The 851-nt window shown below is 66.0% G+C and carries 1 protein-coding gene; it reads right to left on the reverse strand.

Annotated features, from left to right (window positions below):
* Window positions 1-66: 66 nt before the first annotated feature.
* On the reverse strand, window positions 67-504 hold the full coding sequence (locus E2C06_RS36730) for an SUMF1/EgtB/PvdO family nonheme iron enzyme (protein ID WP_206664857.1): 438 nt from the start codon (window positions 502-504) through the stop codon (window positions 67-69).
* Between the last annotated feature and the right edge of the window lie 347 nt (window positions 505-851).

Consider the following 851-nt stretch of genomic DNA (forward strand, 5'->3'; position numbering starts at 1 on the left):
GGCCTTCCGTCAGCCGTCGTGACGAAAGGCTCGGCAGCGCTCCTATTTCACGCCGCCGCGGCCAGATTACCCAGCCGCTCCCTGAGGGATTTTCTCTCCGACGCTCTCAGCCAGGGCGTCGGCGTATGCGACATGCACTACGGGATGCTCGTCCAGACCGACGAGATTGCTGCCGGGACCGTAGGGGTGGCGCCAGTCGGCACCGGCGCGGAGCTCCCACCATTGGGACCAGTCGCGCGTGTCCACGGGCCCGCGTGTCTTGCGGAAGACGAGGCTGGCGGCCCGGAGCATCTCCGGGCGTGCGCCTGGATACTGGCTCGGGTCGGGCGCAAGCTCGGCGACTGTGACGTGGCCAGTCGCCTCGACGAAGCAACGGAACGCCGCGTTCGTCACCGGCGCGCGGTCGATCCAGAAGGCTTCCATCTCGACGCGGTGGGCCGGCGCTTCCTCAGGATAGTGGCTATCCGAGCCCATGACGAAGGAGCCGCCGGGGATTCGGACCATTGCAGCAGGTGCCTGGGCCGATCTGTGCTCCGCCGGGGCGGAAAAGGCCGAGTTGGTCGGGATCGCGCTCCAGTCCATCATACGTCCACATGTGACGCGCCGACCTTGCCACGGTCGGATTCGCGCATGCGCGGCCAGAGTTGCCCGGTCTCATCACGGCTCCGTCAGGCTATGGCTGTGGAGCCCGTGCTCGGTGGCCTTCGGCTGCGGCGCGCAAAGGACCGAATGTCTGCTTGAGGTCGCATCCGGTGGTTTGGATCCCGCCCAGAGAAACGCTTTTCAGGTCACCTTGATATTGCGGTCTCGGATTAGCTTGCCCCACTTCGCTGACTCCTCGGTCTTGATGC

The sequence above is a fragment of the Dankookia rubra genome, assembly GCF_004355005.1.
GTDB classification, from domain to species: Bacteria; Pseudomonadota; Alphaproteobacteria; order Acetobacterales; family Acetobacteraceae; genus Paracraurococcus; species Paracraurococcus ruber_A.